Raw genomic sequence first — 18,269 nt, 5'->3', positions numbered from 1 at the left:
CAACGTCTCAGTGGAATATCGCAACGTCTCAGCCCACTATGTCAACGTCTCAATGAAATATCGCAACGTCTCACCCGACTATGTCAACGTCTCACGTTCACGCAGCCTGCACCGCAGGTTTTTTCAGCATGCCGGCGAGGAATGCGGTGATAATGGCGCCAATGATGATCGCTGCCGCATAAAGGAGCACCTTCATGACACCGCCGTCAACGAGGCCCATGACGAAGATTCCGCCGTGCGGGGCGCGCAGGCTGATGTCGAACAGCATCGTGAGCGCGCCAGTCACCGCGGCGCCGCCGATGGACGCGGGGATGACACGTGCCGGGTCGGCCGCCGCGAACGGTATGACCCCTTCTGTGATAAAGCAGGCGCCGAGCACGTAAGCCGTCTTGCCCGCTTCTCGCTCAGGCTTAGAGAAGCGCTTCTTGAAGAGAGTCGTGGCGAGTGCCATTCCGAGCGGCGGCACCATGCCCGCGGCCATGACCGCAGCGATAAAGTTGAAGTTGCCCGCATCCAGCATCGCAATGCCGAATGTATAGGCCGCCTTGTTGACCGGGCCACCCATGTCGACGGCCATCATGGCCCCGATGATCAGGCCGACCAGGATCTGGTTGGTGCCGCCGAGCCCTTCAAGGAACGACGACAGGCCGGTGTACAGCTTCGTCAGCTGCGGGTTGATCAGCATCATGATGATGCCGGTGATGGCGATGGCGAACACCGGATAAAAGAGGACCGGCTTGAGCCCTTCAAGTGCATCCGGAAGCTTGGCGAACATTTTCTTGACGAAAAGCGTCACATAACCGGCCAGGAAACCAGCGATGATCCCGCCGAGGAATCCGGACCCGCCATCCGCCCCTTCCACTCCGGAAACGGTGATGGCGATCAGTCCGCCGACCATCCCAGGCGCGAAGCCGGGACGTTCGGCGATGCTCGATGCGATGAATCCAGCCAGGACCGGAACCATGAGGAAGAACGCCTTGCCGCCGCCGATCGTGTTCAGCATGGCGGCGAAGGCATTGTACTCATCGCTTGCCGGGTCACTGGAGTTGATGCCCCAGAAGAAGGACAGGGCGATCAGGATTCCGCCCCCGACGACGAACGGCAGCATGTTCGATACGCCGTTCATGAGGTGCTTGTAGAAGCCGCTTTTCGGCTCGGGTGAATCACCCTTATCCGTCTTGCCTTCGGCATGGTAGATCGGCGCGTCTTTTGTTACGGCACGGTCCAACAGCACATCCGTTTCATGAATCGCCTTGCCGACCTTTGTCTGGATGACAGGCTTGCCGTCAAAGCGGGCCATCTCCACTTTCGTGTCGGCGGCGACGATGATGACGTCCGCCTCTGCGATCTCTTCCGGCGTCAGCCGGTTTTTCACCCCGGACGAGCCGTTTGTCTCCACCTTGATCGGAATACCCCGTTCCTTCGCCCGTTCATTCAGCTTTTCGGCTGCCATATAAGTGTGCGCGATGCCTGTCGGGCAGGCGGTGACTGCGAGGATTTTGCCGTGTTGAGGGGCCGCATCCGCTTCCTGCGGCGATGATTCCACGGGTGTCCCGGATTCCGCCGGTGCTTCAGGCTCTTCCAGCTCCCGCTCTTTGTCGTTCACGGCAGCCAGCACTTCGTCGGCTGTCGCCGCATTCAGGACGCGTTCCCGGAACTTGCCGTCCATGAGAAAAGTCGCGAGCCGGGAAAGTGCTTCGAGGTGGTCATTGTTTGCCCCTTCGCTGGCGGCGATCATGAAGAACAGATGGGCCGGCTGGCCATCGAGAGAGTCATAGTCGATTCCTTCGGCGGAGCGGCCGAATGCGATTGCCGGCTCGCGGACCGCAGAGGACTTGGCATGCGGGATGGCGATACCGTCACCGATGCCGGTCGTGCTCTGCGCCTCGCGCGCAAGGATGTCATTCATGAAAGTTTCCCGGTCCGAGAGCTTGCCCGCCTCGTCGAGCTTGCCGACGAGTTCCGAGAGCGCGGCTTCCTTGGATGTAGCCGCCAGGTCGAGAAGCACTGTATCTTTCGTCAACAAAGAAGTGATGTTCATCGATTTTCTCCTCCGTTCAATCGGGTGACCGTTACCTGTTCAGCCAGCGCATCGGCATCTTCCTTCCGGCACAGGTCCGAACGGGAGACGGTTGCGCTGCCAGTTGCGACACCGTACCGGAAAGCGTGTTCCGCACCCTTTCCGGACTCGAGCGCGGCGATGAAGCCGGACACGAGTGAGTCGCCGGCGCCGACGGTATTGACCACGTTGACTTCCGGCGCCTGCGCCTCGGCTTCCATTGTGTCAGAAACGTAGAGCGCACCTTCCCCGCCCATCGATACGATGACGTGCCGGACCCCCTGCCCCACGAGCAGGCGGGCATAATGAAGGGCGTCTTCCTTCGTTTCGATTACCGTCCCGAACAGTTCACCGAGCTCGTGCTCGTTCGGTTTCATCAGTTCAGGCTGCATGCCGGCGAGTTGCTTAAGAGCGGGCCCGGATGTATCGACGGCGAGACGGATGCCGATGTCCCGGCAGATGCCCGCCAACTCCACGGCAAAGTCCGTCCCTGCCGAATCGGGAATCCTGCCTGCGAGCACGAGCCAGTCGCCCCGCTCCATCCGTCTCACACGGTCCAGCAGCTGGCGGCGCTCCTGTTCCGTGATCTCGGGGCCGGGGCCGTTCAGTTCAGTTTCCTGATCCGATTTAATCTTTACATTGATGCGGGTGACGCTGTCCGTCCGGATCAGTTCCGTCCGGATGCCTTCCCCCTGAAGGAACTGCTCCAGATAATCGCCTGTAAAGCCCCCGGCAAGTCCGACAGCGGTGCTGTCTGTGCCAAGCCGTTTCAAAACCCGGGAGACATTAATTCCCTTGCCACCGGGATAGTAGTAAACTTCTTCCGAACGGTTAAGTTTCCCGGGACTGAAGCCGGGAAGGTAAACGGTATAGTCCAAAGAAGGGGTCAGCGTAAATGTGTAGATCATTCCGTCACCACCTTTACAGTTGTTTCGTTTTCAATGGCTTCCATCATCGCCGCATCCAGGGAATCCGTGATCAGCGCGGCGCCAGCGAGCGGAAGGACCTTGGTGAAGCTGACCTTACCTGCCTTGCTGTGGTCCGCAATGACATAAGTCCGCCGTGCCAGTGAAGCGGCCAGTTTCTTGACGGCCGCCTCCTCGGGGTCCGGCGTTGTGTAGCCGTACTCCGGGTCGAAGCCGTTCGCCCCGAGGAAACACCGGTCAAAGCGGTATTCGGAAAGCGCTCCGGTTGCCTGCGGACCGACGAGTGCCCGCGTCTTCCCCTTTACGTAGCCGCCGGTCAGATAAGTCGTGATTCCGTGCTCGATGAGGGCATCCACATGAGTCAGACCGTTCGTCACGACGACGGTCCCCTTGCCCGCAAGGAACGGGATCATCCGGAAAGTCGTCGTGCCCGCATCGAGGAAGATGAAGTCTCCTTCCTCGACGAGCCCGGCGGCATGTGCCGCAATGCGCTGTTTTTCCGGTTCGTTTTTGACGGATTTGTCAGAAACGCTCAGTTCCTGGATATTCCGGTCACGGATTGTGGCACCCCCGTGAATGCGCTCCAGGAGGTTCATCGCTTCCAATTCCGTCAGATCCCTGCGGATGGTCGACTCCGATGCGCCTGTGCCTTCCATGAGCTCGGCGATTTTCACAGTCTGTCGTTGTTTCAGCAAGCCCATGATCCATTCATGGCGTTCAGTTGTCAGCACGTTTCATCACCCATCCGTAAGTTGATTAAGCTCATTTTACTTGAAATCGGTTCCAAAATCCATCATAATCGTTCACAAACAATCAAAAACAGTCATTCGTTTTGACTGTCTTCATTTGGGAGGAATTACTCATGGTCGAAAAACAATATACAATCAGTGCTTCCGAAGGCCTCCACGCGCGGCCGACTTCCCTTCTTGTCGGTTCGCTTGCACCGTTCTCTTCCGATATTACGCTCATCTACAAAGACAAATCTGTGAACATGAAGTCCATCCTCGGCGTCATGTCGCTCGGAGTCGCATCGGGAGCGACCATCACAGTCAAGGCAGAAGGCGCAGATGAAACTGAAGCCATCGCCAAAATCGATGAAGTCATGAAATCCGAAGGGCTGGCAGGCTGAATGGAACAGCGGATCAAAGGCATCGCAGCCTCCGGTGGGATCGCGATTGCAAAGGCCTTCCGGCTGGAGCATCCGGACCTCCAGACCGAACAAGTCACCGTGGCAGACGCGGAAGCGGAAAGCGCGCGCCTGGACCGGGCTATCGACGCCGCACGCGGGGAACTTGAAACCATCCGGAAGCAGGCGTCCGAACAGCTGAGCCAAAGCGAAGCGGACATCTTCAGTGCACACCTTCTCGTTCTTGACGACCCCGAGCTCATCGGACCGGTCAAGGAGAAGATCCGCTCGGAACAGGTCAATGCGGAACATGCGCTGAAGCAGACCGCGGACGGCTTTGTCGCCCTGTTCGAGTCGATGGACAATGAATACATGAAAGAGCGGGCAGCCGACGTGCGGGATGTCACCAAGCGGATCCTAGCCCACCTGCTTGGCGTGACACTCCAGAGCCCGGCGATGATCCGCGAACAGACGGTCATCATCGCAGAAGACCTGACCCCGTCCGACACCGTGCAGCTGAACCCGGAATACATCCAGGGATTTGTGACCGATATCGGCGGACGTACATCACACTCCGCAATTCTCGCAAGAACGCTTGAAATCCCGGCAGTCGTAGGCAGCCGCTCCGCCATGGCACAGGTGGAAAACGGAACGACAGTCATTGTCGACGGAACGGCCGGTGAAGTGATCGTCGGCCCGTCCGACGCCACGCTCAAGGCATACGAAGAAAAGCGCCGCCTGTATGCCCAAGAGCAGGCACAGCTGACGCAGCTTGTCCATGAGCCGACCCGCTCCAAAGACGGCCATCAGGTGGAACTGGCGGGCAACATCGGCTCCCCTGCCGATGTCGCAAAGGTCCTCGAGAACGGCGGAGAAGGCATCGGCCTGTTCCGAACGGAGTTCCTTTACATGGGCCGCGACCAGTTCCCTACGGAAGACGAGCAGTACGAAGCGTACAAAAGCGTGCTGGAACAGATGGAAGGACGCCCGACCATCGTCCGCACACTCGACATCGGCGGCGACAAGGAACTGCCTTACCTGAACCTTCCGGAAGAGGCGAACCCGTTCCTCGGCATCCGCGCCATCCGGCTGTGCCTCGAGGAAGAAGACATGTTCCGTGTCCAGCTCCGCGCGCTTCTCCGGGCAAGCGTACACGGGCACCTGAAGATCATGTTCCCGATGATCGCAACTCTGGATGAATTCCGCCGCGCCAAGGCGGTCTTCCTCGATGAGAAGGAGAAGTTGGAACAAGGCGGCGTGCCTGTCAGCGACCGGATTGAACTCGGCATGATGGTCGAGATTCCGTCCGCTGCTCTCATGGCAGACCAGTTCGCCAAAGAAGTGGACTTCTTCTCGATCGGCACGAATGACCTGATCCAGTACACGATGGCCGCCGACCGGATGAACGAACAGCTGTCGTACCTTTACCAACCGTTCAGCCCGGCGGTTCTCCGTCTGATCAAGATGGTCATCGACGCCGCCCACCGGGAAGGCAAGCATGCCGGCATGTGCGGCGAGATGGCGGGCGACGAAGCCGCCATCCCGGTCCTGCTCGGAATGGGCCTCGATGAATTCTCGATGAGCGCTTCTTCCATCCTGAAAGCCCGCGCGAAAATCGCCGGCCTTTCCAAGTCGGAGATGGAAGCGAAGATCGACCATATCCTGTCCCTCTCCTCCGGCGAGGAAGTGCGTTCGTATATTGAACAGTCTCTGTAAGAAAATCGCATCGCCCTGTTGAGGGTGATGCGATTTATTTTATTATATATCTTTAATTCGAGATAAAAGGATTGACTTGCCCCGGCCTTCCTTTTATAATTCAAATTAATACCTCGAATTCGAGATAATAAGGAGATCTATGATCATGACAAACTGGACAATCGACACGGCACACTCGAACATCAGCTTTTCGGTCAAACATATGATGGTATCCAAGGTACGCGGATCTTTCGGAGAATACTCGGCTATCGTAAGCGCAACTGACCTGACAGACCTTTCCGGCGCGGGCGTGGAATTCACAATCCAAACCGCTTCCATCGATACCGGAAACGAAGACCGCGACAATCACCTCCGCTCCGCTGATTTCTTCGATGCGGAGGCATACCCGGAAATCACATTCCGCTCCACCCGAGTCGAAAAAGACGGAGATGACTACAAAATCACCGGTGACATGACGATCAAGGACGTGACGAAGCCAGTCACTTTCAATGCGGAGTACAACGGCAAGGGAACAAACCCTTGGGGCGTGGACGTGTATGCATTCGAAGCGGAGTCAAAGCTGAACCGTGAAGACTTCGGCCTGACATGGAACGCTGCCCTTGAAACAGGCGGCGTCCTCGTCGGCAAAGACATCAAGATCCAGCTCGACCTCCAGATCAACCCGGCAGCTGCGGAGTAATCCGGCATATTGAAAAAGAAGCCCGAGATGATGGGCTTCTTTTTTGATGGTGTGGTTTTATTGATGGAAACGGGAGACAAAAGTGGCTGATGCCTCCGTCCGACGCTGCAGTTTCGTCATTCGTTGCCTTAGTTTCGTCATTCAAGGCTTCAATCTCGCCATTCATGGCCACGATTTCGTCATTCGCCAGCCCCGCAGCCATCGAATGACGAAATTCTGAAGGTGAATGACGAAATCAGACTGTCGAATGACGAAACCTAACAGCTGATTGGGGAAACCGCAGGGACCGTTATTGCCCGGCCACCTGCAGGCCAGCCTTTTCTTTTTTGCCGTGCATCGAGAAGTACAGCAGCGCCGAAACGAGCACGACCAGCGCCAATATCAGATAAAGCGTGCTGAAGCTCATGTACGGAATCAGGAATCCGATCAGAAACGGACCGAATCCGAGACCCGCATCCAGTGCGATGAAAAAGGTCGACGTGGCAAGGCCCATCCGGTGCGGCGGCGTGAGCTTGACTGCGACCGCCTGCGTACAGGACTGCATGTTCCCGAATCCGAGACCGATCAGGATGCCTGATGCAAGAAGCATCAGCCCGTTCTGCGCGGTCCCGAGCAGAACGAGGCCGGCTGCAAACAGGACAAATGCCGGATACATTACGGCATTCGCCCCCTTCACATCCATCAGGCGGCCGGTGAACGGACGCGACAGCAGGACCGAGACAGAATAGATGAGGAAGAAGAAGCTTGCCGCACTCACCAGGTCAATCTCTATGGAATAGCTGTTGATGAACGACAAAACACCTGAATAGCAAAACGCGACCACCATCGTCACGAGCGCGATCGGAATGGCCCTCGGTTCCACGATGCCGGAAAGGCTGAACCCTTTTTTCCCGTGAACTTCCGGTACGTTCTCCGATTCAGGCACCCGCAGGAACAGCGCGACCGCAAGTCCGATAAAACTGACGGCGAGGCAGAGGCCGAATATGGCCGTCATCCCGGTCAAGCTGCTCATGTAAAGGCCGATAAATGGCCCAATCGCTGTCGCAAGGGTCGCGCTCATGCTGTAGTAGCCGATCCCTTCCCCCTTGCGCGCCTGCGGAATGATCTGGGCGACAATCGTTCCCGTCGCCGTGCTCGCCATGCCCATCGCCGCTCCGTGGAGAAAGCGCGTCAGCATCAGAAATGGAATCCCCAGCTGGATGAAATACAGTGCGGTTGTCAAAGCAAAGAGGATCAGGCCGATAAACAGTGTCCTTTTCCGTCCTAGCGATTCGATACTGCGGCCGGTGAACAGCCGTCCGGCCAGCGCCCCCACAATGAACAGGCCTGTGATCAGCCCCGCCTCGCTTGCCGTGGCGCCGTATTCACCGACTGCATAGACGCCGATGATGACGATCAGCAAGTAAAAGACGAGCGTCACGAGAAAGTTGACGCCGGATACGATGATAAAGTCCTTTGTCCAAAGCTTGCCGTCAGGCTTCATCCCCGGCTCCCCCTTTCCTCATGAGATTCTTTCTGACTTCAGGCAGCAAACGGTGCAGAAGCTCCTGCTCCCCTTGCCCGATTCCTTCCATGACTTCGCGCTCCAGCCCGGAAATCTTCTCCCGGCACTCCCGGTAAACGGACGCCCCCGCCTCCGTCAGCCGGATGACCTTGACCCGCCGGTCCTTCCCGGGGATCTGCTCGACCAGGTCCTGCTCTTCCAGGCGATGGACCCTTCTCGTGATTGACGGTTTTTCGACCCCGTAATAATTCGAAATCTCCACGAGCGTCGACGGTCCTTCACGCTCAATATAGAAAATCACCTGCCACAGCGAATATGACAGACCATGCGGCTCCAGCAATTGATTCAGTCTGGTGATCAGCGGACGGTAAACAGCCAGATATTGACGAAAGATCCCTTCCAAATTCCCGCCTCCCAATTCCCTTTTAATTACTATTAACTTAGGTAACTATATTAGGGATGCGGACGTTTGTCAATAAAAGGGACAAATACAGCATCAGGATCGCAGCCAATATTCCCTTGTGACTTAACTTCACACAAAAGGGAAAGATTCTTTTATAATGGGCCAGATGAGGAGTGATGACGTATAAAACCGCAGCAAGAAATACTACATAATCCGACGGGTAAAACCCGGATCGGACTGGCGCTCGTCCTCGGACTCCTCGCCATACTCGGCCCGCTTAATATCGACATGTACCTGCCGAGCTTCCCGGAGATCTCCAGGGACTTGGGAACAGGTGCCTCACAGGTGCAGCTCAGTCTGACCGCCTGCCTGATCGGGCTTGCACTCGGGCAGATTGTGGTCGGCCCGATCAGTGATGCTCAGGGCCGGAGAAAGCCGCTGATCATCGGCACTTCCCTGTTTGCCCTCGCATCCGTCTTCTGCGCGCTCGCCCCGAATATCACGGTACTCATCGTTGCGCGGTTCCTGCAGGGGTTCACCGCTGCAGCAGGAGTTGTCCTTTCCCGTGCCGTGGTGCGTGATGTCTTCAGCGGACGCGAGATGACGAAATTCTTTTCGCTGCTGATGGTCATTAATGCCGTTGCACCGGTCCTTGCCCCGATGCTCGGGGGAGCGATTCTTTCATTTCCTTCGGCAAGCTGGGAAACAATTTTTTATGCGCTGGCACTGATTGGTGTTCTGATCGTAGCGATTGTGGCCTGGAAGCTGAAGGAAACGCTGCCGCCGGAAAACCGGATCCCAAGCTCCATCGGTTCCTCGGTGAAGACGATGGGCAGCTTATTGAAAGACCGGTCATTCATCGGCTATGCGCTCGTTGTCGGATTTGTGCATGGCGGGAGTTTTGCCTACGTATCAGGCACCCCTTTTGTTTACCAGCAGATTTACGGCGTGTCCCCTCAGGTGTTCAGCATCCTGTTCGGGATCAACGGTGTGGCCATCATCACCGGAAGCTTCATCATCGGGCGGTTCGGCGGAATCGTATCCGAGAAAAAGCTGCTGCAGGCAGCCGTCACCATCGCTGCGGCATCCACGTTTGTCCTGCTGATCATGACGATCATCAAAGGGCCGCTTGCGTCGCTGGTGATCCTGATCTTCATCTACATGACGACGATGGGCATGATCATCACCAGCACCTTCACCCTGGGAATGGCCAAACAGGGAGGCCGCGCCGGAAGCGCCAGCGCCGTTCTCGGCATGCTCCCGAGCCTGCTCGGTGCGGCCTTCACCCCGCTTTCCGGCATCGCGGGCGCCACTGCCGTCCCGATGGGAGCGACCCTTTTCGCTACCTCCCTTATCGGCCTGATCGCCTTTTTCACCCTGGTCAGGAAGGGCAGCGAAGAAGGGTATTGAGTGCAACACTCCCTCTCCGAATGATATTGGAGAGGGAGTGTTTTCTTATGAAGCAGAGATTGATACGTTTAAGCGTAACTATTTTTCTTCTTAGAGTAATTTAATATTGCGCCAAGACGTAAGTTGATTTACACTTCAAAGTAAGAAAGGGGTGTTCAAATGGATGACTTGCGATTGAATGTCGGTCTGCTGCGGAGGAAGGTCCCGAATCTGACAAGCGCGGCCCGTCAGGTCGGGCTGCGTCCTGCCACCGTGTCGAACCTGTGCACGGGCAAGATACCCGTCGGGCGGGCAGAGGTCCGGACGCTTGCTGCGCTCGCTTCATTGGCCAATTGCACATTGGATGATCTGATTATCAGGGGGGAGAAGATCGAGATGATTGAGACGAAGATCAAGACGCTGGATTTGTTTGCGCCGTTGGCAAAAGGCGGCACGGTCGGTCTGGTTGCACGTCCGGGGATGGGCCAGCTCGTCGTATTGGCAGAACTGCTTTACCGCTTGAAACAGGATGGGTACAATACAATTCTGCTGATGCCCGAAGGGGAGCATCAGGGAGTGGACGATCTTGCGGAGAACGTTGATATCATCACCCATAACATCGAAGAAACCAAGCAGAAAATCATCGGGCTGGGCGGCGATCAGGAGATGATCTTCGTCGCTGACCGGACCCATGTCATCACGGGAGGCATCCAGGAGCTGCAGGAGAATCTTCAGGAAAACGGCATTCATTCTGTGACAACGTTCCTTGTCGACCTGACCGGTGACGTGGTGGATGAAAATTTGCCTTACGGCCCGCTTGAGACACTATGGCAGTTCGACGCCGACCTGGTGGCCAGGCACCGCTATCCGGCCGTCAGTCCACTGGGATCCGTTTCCTCAGTACTCGAGGGTGCCCATCTGAATCAGGAACACTTTACCGTTCAGCAGAAAGCCCTGAAACTTCTCCGCCGTTACAGGGAGCTCCGTTCCCTGGTGGCAGCCGGCGGAATCGATCGGTTACCGGCATCAGAGCTGCAGACCTACCGCAGGGGCGAGCGGCTGGAAGCCTATCTCACCCAGCCGTTTTATGTAGCCGAGGCTTTCACCAAAAAGCCGGGTGCATCCGTCAGCCTGCAGGAGACGCTGAGTGATGTGAAAGAGATCATGAACGGCACAGCAGATTCCAAAGAAGTCGCCGAGCTGGAGCTGATCGGCAGCCTGCAGCCTTAAGCCCGACATCCTACCTCATCAGGCCATGCCCCTTGCATGGCCGTTTTTCATTTCGCGGAAAACCCGAGACCATCTTCCCCCTTTCCCCATGCAATCTGCTGTATACTGGTGGAATACAGACGACCATTCTAAGTTTAAATAGACCATCCGCCGGATGAAACAAAATCAGAAATGAGCAGGTGAATTGTTTGATCGAAATTAAAACATCCACACTTAGTGACGGGGAATTCAATAGAGGGGTATTTGCGACGTGCGATATCGACAAAGGCACGCTGATCCACCAGGCCCCGGTGATCGCCTACCCGAATGACCAGCATGAACATATCGAGCAGACGCTTCTGGCCGACTACGCATTTGAGTACGGCCTTAATCATACCGCCATCCTTCTCGGCTACGGGATGCTATTCAACCATTCGTACGAGCCGAATGCGACCTATGAGATCAGCTTCGAAAACCATACGTTCGACTTCTATGCCCACACGTCCATCAAAATGGGTGAAGAGATCCTCATCAACTACAACGGAGACGAGGATGACCAAGAGCTATTGTGGTTTGACCGGGAAGAAGAACCCGAAGCCTGAAGGGGCAACTTTTCAAGAATCCAAGAAGGAAAAAAGACGATGAACCCTCGCGGCTCATCGTCTTTTTGTATTTATCCGATTGTAATGACTCCAAGCAGAACTGCAGCAACTGTCATGACTGTGACAGTTCCGAACGCCCATTTCATCGCAAAGCGCTGCAAGTCTCCGAATTCTGTCCCGACCAGACCAATCAGCAAGTGCGCTGCAGCCACCAAGGGGCTTAGAACGTGTACCGGCTGGCCGATCAATGACGCCCTGCCAATCTCCACTGCGCTAACTCCATAGGCTTCGCCGGCCTGAGCAAGAATTGGAAGAACCCCAAAGTAGAAGGCATTATTCGACATGAAGAACGTGAATGGCGCACTGATGAATGCCACTAACACTGCCAAATAGGGTCCCATTGCATCCGGGATGATCACGACCAATGTTTGCGCCATCGCGTCGATCATCTCAGTGCCTGACATAATTCCCGAGAAGATACCTGCGGCAATAACAATCGATACGACAGCCAGCGCATTTCGCGAATGAGCTGCAATCCGTTCTTGCTGCAGCTTCAATTCCGGATAGTTCACGAGCAAAGCGATTCCGAAGAAGATCATGAAGAGTACAGCCAATGACATAAAGTCGATAATCAGGCATGCCATCAGAACAACTGTCAACGACAGGTTGAACCATACCAGTTTTGGACGTTTATAATCTGCGTTTCCGACTGTTGCAGTTGCAGCCGCCAGCTGAAGATCCGCCTCTTTCTTGGTTACGGGTTCAAGCTCCACAACACCCAACCTTTTTTGTTCCATCCGGCCCAATAGGAATGCCGCAATGAGTACCCAGACCAGGCCGAAGCCCATGACAGGAATCATCGGGATAAACAATTCCGAGGAGTCCAGCCCCAACGATGCCATGGCCATTGCAGATGCGCCGCCCCAAGGTGTCATGTTCATGACGCCCATCGAGAGCATCGCTACGGTTGCCAGGACGAGCCGGTTCATGCCAAGCCGTTTATATAGAGGCAGCAATGCGGAACAGGTGATGATGTAAGTTGTCGTGCCGTCCCCATCCAACGCAACCATCATCGAAAGCACCGCTGTCCCAAGGACGATTTTTAACGGGTCCCCTTTTACAATCTGAAGGATTTTGGCGATCAAAGGATCGAATAGACCAGTGTCGATCATAATTCCGAAATACAGAATGGCAAACATGATCATGATTGCCGTCATGGCGACGTTTTCTACACCGGCCTTCATCATCGGCCCCAGCTCGGTCAGGAAGCCGCCCAGGATACCGAACACGATCGGCACCACCATAATCGCGACTAAAGCCGACATCCGCTTCGACATGATCAGATACATAAAGACTGCAACCATCGAGAAGCCTAGCAGTGCTAACATTTACTCCCTTCCCCCTCTGTATATGAATATTGTTTGAAAGCTGGAGCGCTGAATTGCAGCTGAATTGATAACGCTTTCAGTAATGTGATTATTTTATCAGTGGGTTTTAGGGGTGGATATATATAAATCTTAATGGGTATATTAATCCTTTTTCTTATTGTTTTCATATTTTTCACGATTAAAAAATGAATCCCCGGGCTGCTGAAAATCAGCATGCATGGGGATTCATTTTGCTGCTCGCTTATATTTCCTTTCAGGACGTCCAACACTTCCGTAAATGATTTCAACCTCGATTTCTTCAAGGGAAACCAGATACTCAAGATACCTTCTCATTGTCGAATAGCTGATTCCAACCATCCGGCTGAGTTCATCCGCGCTCTGGCTTCCGACCATTTCCTGAGTCGCGGCCCTGACCAGTTTCAGTGTATGTTTGTCGATTCCCTTTGGATAAGTCATTTTCGGACTTTCCGGGGCAGCGGCCGGTTGTCGGCTTTTCCGAAAATACACATCTATTTTTTCCTGGTTCACGACTGATTCCTTGCGAAGTTGTCCTCTGAAGACTTCATACTCCCTCAAGGTCGCAATCAGCTTATCGACAATCACCGGCTTCACCAAATAACCAAAAGCCCCTCCGTGAATCGCTTCACTGACGGTTTTCGTATCATTTGCAGCGGTTATGAGGATGACATCGATCCCCCGGTACTGTTTCCTGATCTCCCTCAGGAGATCAATTCCATTCATGTCCGGCAAAAAGACATCCAGCAACAAGAGTTGGGGCTGAATGACTTTCAATATCTGCAAAGCCTGTTCACCCGTACTGGCTGTTGCAACCACATGGAATCGCTCTATCTCATCCGTAAATTGCTTATAAATATTTGCCGCATCTTCATCGTCTTCTATGATGATGACATTGATTTTTTCTTCAGCCATGTGATCACCTCTTTACTCCTGCGGAATCACGATTGTAAATCTCGCACCGCCCATCTCGCTTTTAGCCACATAAATCTGGCCGTTAAGCGAGCCAAGTGCATTTTTGGCGATAGCCAGGCCGATGCCGTGATCTCCATCGCTCTTTGTCGTGTACCCTTCCCGGAAGATCTCTTCCACCATATTTTCCGGCACGCCCGCTCCGTTATCTTCGATATCAAACACAATCTCTTTGCCCAAATCCGTAAATGACACATTCACCCTGCCTTCGCTCCGGTTCTTTTTCCGGGCAGCTTCCATCGCATTGTCGATGACATTGCCGATGATTGGAACAAACTGATTGGATTTCGACATTTCCAGCTCATTGCTCAAATCACTTCCGGGATCGATCACCAATTGGACCTGCAGTTCTTTGGCCCTGTTCACCTTTCCAAGCAGGCATGCCGCGATCAGAGGGTCTTTGACAGACGACATCAGAAATGAAATGACATCTTGCCGATCGCTTACTTCGGAAGAGACAATGCTGATCGCCCGATCATATTCCTTCAGGACGAGCAGCCCATAGATGGTGTTGAGCTTGTTCAAAAACTCGTGATTCTGCGCTCTCATATTCTCGGAGAAATTCTTGATCTTCGAGAACTCCTCGGTCAACTGCTCAATTTCCGAAACGGAGCGGATGGTCAGGACCGCCCCGCCGACTTCATCGTCCTTAAGGATCGGCGATGCATCCAGCACATAGAATTGTTGGTCGAGCAGCAGCTTCTTGTTATTGGCGCTTTGCTTTGTCGTGATGACCTGGTCGATATACGCCGTCAGTTGATGCTGGTCGATGATCTTTTCCACGGAAAGCCGGTGATTGCCCAGCAATTCCCGGGCCCGTCTGTTCATTGATGTGATTTTCTTTTCATTGTCCACAGTAATCGTGGCATCCAGAATCGATTCAAGTGTCGCTTCTTTTTCTTTAAAGAGATAGGATATCTCTTCCGGTTCCAATCCGAAGGTTAGCTTTTTCAATCTCCTTGCAATCATAACCGCTCCGGCGATCCCCAGGAAAAGCGGGATGATCGACAATTCAATGATGTGCCTTCGGTAATCGAGTACTTGGGCCTCGATCCGGTTGATCAGAAAACCAACGGATGAGACACCGATCACATCCCCTTCTTCGTTCCGGATGGGCGTCTTGGCTTTGATAGCGGGACCCGAAACGCCTTCCCCCCGATAAATGATCGAACGGTGTTCCTTGAGAACCGCGTCGTTGCTCGTCGCAGTCGGTTCGCCGATATTCTCGGGATTGGGATTTGAGTAGCGCAGGCCCTTTTCATTGGCGACGACCACATAGTCCGCTCCTGATATATGCCGAATTTCTTCCGCAATGGGCTGGATGGCGACAGACGGCTGTTCATCTTCGAATGCCTTTATGATGTCCTCATCCTGTGCCGTCAATTTGGCAACAGTCATCGCCTGTTCGCCCATATAGCTTTCCACGATATCGTCAAGCATGGTTGAAAACAAGACGATGATCAGCAGAGCACTGACGCATATGACGGTGACGATGAGAATGGTCAGTTGTGTCAGTAATGTGATGTGTTTCCTTTTTCGTGTAACACCCATTTGCCCAGTGTCGCTCCCGTCTGATATAAACCGCTTACAAGGCGTATCCAATCATTATATCCTGACAATATAGATTGTTCAATGTATGGTCAGGAGATCGAGAATCGGTGACAAAATGTGATGGACGGCCGGGTCCCGAGAAGAGTTCACCAAACCTCCACGGCCTCACCACAGTTTGGCCGGATGCCCGTGCTACACTTTGGGTAATGGAGGTTGAGGTAAATGAAACAGGCGGTAAAGGACAACTTGCTGATGACGAAAGCCGAACAGTTTATCCGGGAATGCTACGCGGAACTTGGAATCCCGGCGGACCGGCAGGAAGAACGGATCGGAGAAATAAGGGCTGAAGTGGAAGCGACCGGCTCGTATGTCCACACGTCGATTGAACTCACGCACGGTGCACGGATGGCATGGCGCAACAGCAACCGCTGCATCGGGCGCCTGCTATGGCACACCCTTCATGTTGTCGATGCACGCCATGTGCAAACTGCAGAAGATGCGTATGGACAGTTGCTGGAGCATATCCGCTTTGCCACGAACGGCGGGAAGATCCGCTCCACGATTACCGTCTTCCCTCAGAGAAAAGACAGGAAAGACCCGCTCCGCGTCCTGAACCACCAGCTGATCCGCTACGCCGGATATGAGACAGGCGACGGGGTGACCGGCGACCCGGCATCCTTGCGGTTCACCCGGCAGTGCGAAAAACTGGGCTGGCAGGGGGACGGCACGCCGTTCGATGTCCTCCCCCTCATCATTCGGGAAGACAGGAAAGCGCCTGAACTGTTCCGGATTCCTGATGATCTCGTGATGGAAGTGCCGATCATTCATCCGGACAATGAAGCATTTCGTGAGCTTGGTCTGAAATGGTATGCCGTCCCGATGATCTCGGATATGCTGCTTGAGATCGGCGGAATCGAATATCCGATGGCGCCGTTCAACGGCTGGTATATGGGCACGGAGATCGGTGCGAGGAACTTCGCGGACGAGGACCGCTATGACCTCCTGCCGGCCGTGGCGAACTTGTTTGGTCTGGATACTTCCTCTAACCGGTCGCTCTGGGTCGACCGGGCCCTCGTCGAGCTGAACATCGCCGTTCTGCATTCCTATCAGCAGGCCGGCGTCACCTTAGTCGACCACCATACGGCTGCCGAACAGTTCAGGAAGTTCGAGGAGAATGAGCGGAAAAACGGCCGCGACGTCACCGGAAACTGGTCCTGGCTCATCCCGCCGTTGTCTCCCGCCTCAACGCATATCTTCCATAAGCCATACAACAATGAAAAGCTGACTCCGAACTATTTTTATCAAGACCCTCCCGAAATCTGAAAGGGACCCATCCTCGGATGGGTCCCTTTCCCGTTCGTTACAGTTTTACAAGCGTACGGCCTCTGACCTTCCCTTCCAGGATGGCTGCGAGCACCTCCGGCAGTTCTTGCAGCGAAACTTCATTGACCAGGTCGCCGTCCAGCACGGTCGGCTTATATTCTCCGCTCAATAGCTCCCACACTTTCAGACGCCGGTCCATCGTGCACTGCACGGAGTCGATTCCGAGCCAGTTGATGCCCCGCGAAATAAACGGCAAGACGGTTGTCCCGACTTCAATTCCACCCGTCAGTCCGGAAGTCGCGACAGAACCGTCGTACTTCAGCGTGCTCAAGATATACTGGAGTGTTTTTCCGCCGACCGGGTCGACCGCTCCGGCCCACATTTCTTCGCGGACCGGTTTCCCGTCCTCGTCGACCACTTCATTGCGGCGGATGACTTGGTTTGCCCCGATCGATTTCAGATAAGCCTCCTCATCCGATTTTCCGGTGCTGGCCGCCACCTCATACCCCCGCTTGGCCAGAATATTCACGGCGATGCTGCCAACTCCGCCCGTGGCACCCGCCACAAGGACCGGTCCCTTGTCAGGTTTCAGTCCGTTCTCTTCCAGCCGCAGGACAGAAAGGGCCGCGGTAAAGCCGGCCGTTCCGAGAATCATGGACTCCCTGAGCGTCAGTCCTTCCGGGAGCGGGACGACCCAATCAGCCGGCACGCGCGCCACTTCGCTGAAGCCGCCGAAATGCCCGGTCCCGAGCCCGTAGCTCGTCACAATCACCTCATCGCCCGGCTCAAAGCGCCCGTCCGCCGACGCCATCACCGTCCCGGCGAGGTCGATCCCCGGCACCATCGGATAAGAGCCGACCATCCGCTTCTTCAGGGCGACCAGGCCATCCTTGAAGTTCACGCTGGAATAAGCTACCCGGACGGTGACTTCCCCTTCAGGCAAGTCCTCCATGGTCAGCTGTCTGATTTCAGGCTGTGACTGCTCGTCCTTCAATACCATCGCTTGGAATGTGCTCATTGTTTCCCATCCGTCCTTTCTTTTCGGCTATGAACCTGTATTCAATAGAAGCATAGCCATATGGTTCTGCTCATGCAAATCACCCGGTTCGTACCGTTAAGGGGAAGATTTACGTTTAGTAGTTGTTTGGACCACGTGGAGCAAAAAAAAGTTCATATGATGAACTGACTGAAGTTGCTGCAATTTTGGTCCCCCGACAAGACTTTAGAGAGGAGGATTTTAGATGAGCACGTTTCCTGGTTCCGACTGGTCTGAAAAATCCGGGCAAGCTGGCGGGTGCATGTGCAACGGCGGATGCATGTGCGACGGCGGGTGCATGTGCGACAGCAAGTGCAAGTGCGATAGCAAGTGCAAGTGCGACAGCAAGTGCAAGTGCGACAGCAAGTGCA

General features: G+C 54.8%; 16 protein-coding genes. 7 read left to right on the top strand and 9 right to left on the bottom strand.

What is annotated here, in order from left to right; genetic code table 11:
- Window positions 1–97: 97 nt before the first annotated feature.
- Genes DZC51_RS08220 through DZC51_RS08210 form a run of 3 tightly spaced genes read right to left on the bottom strand, consistent with a single transcriptional unit; the run spans window position 98 to window position 3,716 of the window.
- Window positions 98–2,041: a PTS fructose transporter subunit IIABC gene (locus DZC51_RS08220; RefSeq protein WP_157294904.1), complete on the bottom strand. Its 1,944-nt coding sequence runs from the start codon at window positions 2,039–2,041 to the stop codon at window positions 98–100.
- On the bottom strand, window positions 2,038–2,967 hold the full coding sequence (gene pfkB / locus DZC51_RS08215; RefSeq protein WP_157294903.1) for a 1-phosphofructokinase: 930 nt from the start codon (window positions 2,965–2,967) through the stop codon (window positions 2,038–2,040). The genes DZC51_RS08220 and pfkB overlap by 4 nt, the downstream gene beginning before the upstream one ends.
- Complete coding sequence (locus tag DZC51_RS08210) at window positions 2,964–3,716, bottom strand: DeoR/GlpR family DNA-binding transcription regulator (RefSeq protein WP_157294902.1); 753 nt, start codon at window positions 3,714–3,716, stop codon at window positions 2,964–2,966. Before DZC51_RS08210 ends, pfkB begins: the two co-directional genes overlap by 4 nt.
- A gap of 131 nt (window positions 3,717–3,847) precedes the next feature.
- Here DZC51_RS08210 and DZC51_RS08205 point away from each other — a divergent pair, with 131 nt between their 5' ends.
- The 3 genes from DZC51_RS08205 to DZC51_RS08195 all read left to right on the top strand — a co-directional run bounded on the left by DZC51_RS08205 (window position 3,848) and on the right by DZC51_RS08195 (window position 6,506).
- Window positions 3,848–4,114 carry a phosphocarrier protein HPr gene (locus tag DZC51_RS08205; RefSeq protein WP_157294901.1) on the top strand — a complete coding sequence of 89 codons (267 nt, stop codon included), beginning with the start codon at window positions 3,848–3,850 and terminating at the stop codon, window positions 4,112–4,114.
- The gene (gene ptsP, locus DZC51_RS08200; protein WP_157294900.1) at window positions 4,115–5,827 is read left to right on the top strand and encodes a phosphoenolpyruvate--protein phosphotransferase; all 1,713 of its coding nucleotides are present in this window, start codon (window positions 4,115–4,117) and stop codon (window positions 5,825–5,827) included.
- Window positions 5,828–5,972: 145 nt separating this feature from the next.
- Entirely contained in the window at window positions 5,973–6,506 is a 534-nt protein-coding gene (locus tag DZC51_RS08195) for a YceI family protein (protein WP_157294899.1), read from the top strand.
- A gap of 289 nt (window positions 6,507–6,795) precedes the next feature.
- Here the strand turns inward: DZC51_RS08195 and DZC51_RS08190 are convergent, their stop codons facing one another.
- Entirely contained in the window at window positions 6,796–7,989 is a 1,194-nt protein-coding gene (locus DZC51_RS08190; protein ID WP_157294898.1) for an MFS transporter, read from the bottom strand.
- Window positions 7,979–8,413, bottom strand: coding sequence for a MarR family winged helix-turn-helix transcriptional regulator (locus tag DZC51_RS08185; RefSeq protein WP_157294897.1), 435 nt, complete (start codon window positions 8,411–8,413; stop codon window positions 7,979–7,981). The genes DZC51_RS08190 and DZC51_RS08185 overlap by 11 nt, the downstream gene beginning before the upstream one ends.
- Before the next feature lie 201 nt (window positions 8,414–8,614).
- Here DZC51_RS08185 and DZC51_RS08180 point away from each other — a divergent pair, with 201 nt between their 5' ends.
- The 3 genes from DZC51_RS08180 (at window position 8,615) to DZC51_RS08170 (ending at window position 11,613) form a co-directional block, all read left to right on the top strand.
- Window positions 8,615–9,823 (top strand): Bcr/CflA family efflux MFS transporter, encoded by a 1,209-nt coding sequence (locus tag DZC51_RS08180; RefSeq protein WP_157294947.1) that lies wholly within the window; start codon window positions 8,615–8,617, stop codon window positions 9,821–9,823.
- Window positions 9,824–9,982: 159 nt separating this feature from the next.
- Entirely contained in the window at window positions 9,983–11,032 is a 1,050-nt protein-coding gene (locus DZC51_RS08175; RefSeq protein WP_157294896.1) for an ATP synthase beta subunit C-terminal domain-containing protein, read from the top strand.
- Between the two features lie 188 nt (window positions 11,033–11,220).
- The gene (locus tag DZC51_RS08170; protein WP_157294895.1) at window positions 11,221–11,613 is read left to right on the top strand and encodes an SET domain-containing protein; all 393 of its coding nucleotides are present in this window, start codon (window positions 11,221–11,223) and stop codon (window positions 11,611–11,613) included.
- A 71-nt stretch (window positions 11,614–11,684) separates the two neighbouring features.
- Here the strand turns inward: DZC51_RS08170 and DZC51_RS08165 are convergent, their stop codons facing one another.
- From DZC51_RS08165 to DZC51_RS08155, 3 genes are all read right to left on the bottom strand, one after another.
- Entirely contained in the window at window positions 11,685–13,001 is a 1,317-nt protein-coding gene (locus DZC51_RS08165) for a CitMHS family transporter (protein WP_157294894.1), read from the bottom strand.
- Window positions 13,002–13,226: 225 nt separating this feature from the next.
- On the bottom strand, window positions 13,227–13,931 hold the full coding sequence (locus tag DZC51_RS08160; protein WP_157294893.1) for a response regulator: 705 nt from the start codon (window positions 13,929–13,931) through the stop codon (window positions 13,227–13,229).
- Between the two features lie 12 nt (window positions 13,932–13,943).
- Window positions 13,944–15,539 carry an ATP-binding protein gene (locus tag DZC51_RS08155; RefSeq protein ID WP_157294892.1) on the bottom strand — a complete coding sequence of 532 codons (1,596 nt, stop codon included), beginning with the start codon at window positions 15,537–15,539 and terminating at the stop codon, window positions 13,944–13,946.
- A gap of 222 nt (window positions 15,540–15,761) precedes the next feature.
- On the opposite strand from DZC51_RS08155, the gene DZC51_RS08150 reads away from it, so the two are divergent.
- Complete coding sequence (locus DZC51_RS08150) at window positions 15,762–16,862, top strand: nitric oxide synthase oxygenase (protein WP_157294891.1); 1,101 nt, start codon at window positions 15,762–15,764, stop codon at window positions 16,860–16,862.
- A 37-nt stretch (window positions 16,863–16,899) separates the two neighbouring features.
- Here DZC51_RS08150 and DZC51_RS08145 read toward each other — a convergent pair whose 3' ends face one another.
- On the bottom strand, window positions 16,900–17,880 hold the full coding sequence (locus tag DZC51_RS08145) for an acrylyl-CoA reductase family protein (RefSeq protein WP_157294890.1): 981 nt from the start codon (window positions 17,878–17,880) through the stop codon (window positions 16,900–16,902).
- Window positions 17,881–18,269: the final 389 nt, after the last annotated feature.

Source organism: Bhargavaea sp. CC-171006 (genome assembly GCF_009761675.1).
Classification (GTDB): domain Bacteria; phylum Bacillota; class Bacilli; order Bacillales_A; family Planococcaceae; genus Bhargavaea; species Bhargavaea changchunensis.
Note: the sequence above shows the minus strand (reverse complement) of the source record. Positions and strands in the feature narration are given on the sequence as shown.